3 protein-coding genes are annotated in these 2,316 nt (G+C 28.1%); all 3 read left to right on the top strand.

What is annotated here, in order from left to right; all coding sequences use genetic code 11:
• Positions 1 to 1,490, top strand: a 1,490-nt coding sequence (locus tag J7G74_RS16575) for an ABC transporter ATP-binding protein (RefSeq protein ID WP_297137458.1), incomplete at its 5' end; no start/stop codon positions are given.
• Between the two features lie 12 nt (positions 1,491 to 1,502).
• Positions 1,503 to 1,796 carry a nitrous oxide-stimulated promoter family protein gene (locus J7G74_RS16570; RefSeq protein ID WP_297137456.1) on the top strand — a complete coding sequence of 98 codons (294 nt, stop codon included), beginning with the start codon at positions 1,503 to 1,505 and terminating at the stop codon, positions 1,794 to 1,796.
• Between the two features lie 114 nt (positions 1,797 to 1,910).
• A partial coding sequence (locus J7G74_RS16565; protein WP_297137453.1) for a nucleotide-binding protein occupies positions 1,911 to 2,316 on the top strand: 406 nt, incomplete at its 3' end.

The raw sequence follows: 2,316 nt of genomic DNA, 5'->3' as shown, positions 1-2,316 counted from the left end.
TTAAAACTTGTATAGCTGTAATAATAGCTTGTGGGATACTTAGAGGTGTACTTAGATATATAGAACAATATTCTGGTCACTATATAGCTTTTACAATACTTGCAATACTTAGAGATAAAGTATTTAAAGCACTTAGAAAATTATCACCAGCCAAATTAGAAAGTAAGGAAAAAGGTAACTTAATATCTGTTATAACTAGTGATATAGAGTTGCTTGAAGTTTTTTATGCTCATACAATAGCTCCAATAGCCATAGCAATAATAACTTCTATAATAATGTCAGTTATACTATACATGATAAATCCAATATTCGGTATAGTATCAGCAGTATACTATATAGTAGTAGGATATTTAATACCTGTTATATCATCTAAGTTTGGTAATGTGGCAGGAATGGAATATAGACAAGAGTTTGCAAAGACAAATTCTCATTTATTAGAATCATTAAAAGGTATAAAAGAAATACTTTTATTTGATCAAGGACAAAATAGACTAAATGAAATAAATAGAAATAGTGATATATTAGAAAGTAAAATGAGTGGAATTAAAAAGCATGAAGGTATAATAAAAGCTTTCACAGATGTTACTATAATGGCTGCCATACTTACTTTCTTATTCATAAGTATAAATTTATATCAAAATAATACTATTAATATAGGTCAAGCTTTAGTTGCTATAGTTATATTATCAAGCTCATTTGGGCCAACTGTTGCTTTAAGTAATCTATCTAACAACTTAGTTCAAACCTTAGCTTGTGCTCAAAGGCTGTTTAATATATTAGATGAAGTTCCAGCAGTTGAAGAGGTTTCAGGAGACATGGAATTACAAGGAACTGAAATAAAAGTCGAAAATGTAAATTTCGCATATAAAGATAGAGATGAAAATCTATTAAAAGATATAAATTTAGAAATAAAACCTGGTGATAAAATAGGTATACTAGGTGAAAGTGGATGTGGAAAGTCTACACTACTTAAATTATTAATGAGATTTTGGGATGTTAATGAAGGAAGTATATCATTAGATAATAAAAATATAAAAACGATGCCTACAAAAGCACTTAGAAGATCACAGTCACTAGTAACACAAGAAACATTTTTATTCAATGATACAATAGAAAATAACATTAAAATTGGTAAAAAGGATGCCACTAGGGAAGAAGTTATAGAGGCTTGTAAAAAAGCATCAATACATGAATTTATTGAGACTTTACCAAAAGGATATGAAACTAATGCTGGTGAATTAGGTTCAAACTTCTCTTCTGGTGAGAAACAAAGACTTGGTATAGCAAGAGCATTCCTACATAATGCAGATATATTAATATTAGATGAACCTACAAGTAACTTAGATACTCTAAATGAGGCCGAAATATTAAAAACTATAAATAATCAATGCAGTGAAAAAACAATAATAATGGTATCACATAGAAAATCAAGTGTATCAATATGTGATAAAAAAGTATATGTAAAAAATAATACTTTAAATTTAGCATAGGAGTGTGCTAATATGACAAGAATAGAAAAAGAAAAAAAGACAATAGCTCTTATGATAAATATATACTGCAAAAAGAAGCATAAGACAAATGGAGAATTATGCCAAGAATGTAAAGAATTATTAGAATATGCTCACAAAAGATTAGATTTTTGTAAATTTGGTAATGAAAAGAGTTTTTGTAGTAAGTGTCCAATACATTGCTACAAAAAAGACATGAAAGTAAAAGTCAAAGAAGTTATGAAATTTTCTGGGCCTAGACTTTTAATTTATAGCCCAATTCAATTTTTTAAGCATATATTCGAGTAAATAAAATTAATTAACTATAAAAAAACATTTTATTAGCAAAATATCTGATATAATTTACCTATATTTAGTAATTAAATATAGGTAAATTTTTTTGTCATAAGGGGGGATTTTACCATGACAGTAAATATAGCTGTAGCAGGTAAAGGTGGTACAGGTAAGACAAGTTTAACAGGAATTTTAATTGACTACTTAACTAAGGAGAAAAAGGGAGATACTTTAGTTGTAGATGCAGATGCAAACTCTAATATAAATGATGTATTGGGAATGGAATTGAATGGTACAATTGGGGCAATAAAAGAAAAAGCTAATTTGATGGAACAAAAGAGAGAGCAATATCCAGGTGGAATGACTAAATCTCAATATTTAGAATATGAATTAAATTCTATAGTTGAAGAGGGGGATGGTTACGATCTATTAGTAATGGGTAGGTCTGAAGGAGAAGGTTGTTACTGCTTTGTTAACTCTATTTTAAAAAGACAAATTCAATTAATGTCCAATCATTATGATTATGTAGTAATAG

The organism is Terrisporobacter sp. (assembly GCF_017888745.1).
GTDB lineage: Bacteria > Bacillota > Clostridia > Peptostreptococcales > Peptostreptococcaceae > Terrisporobacter.
Note: the sequence above shows the minus strand (reverse complement) of the source record. Positions and strands in the feature narration are given on the sequence as shown.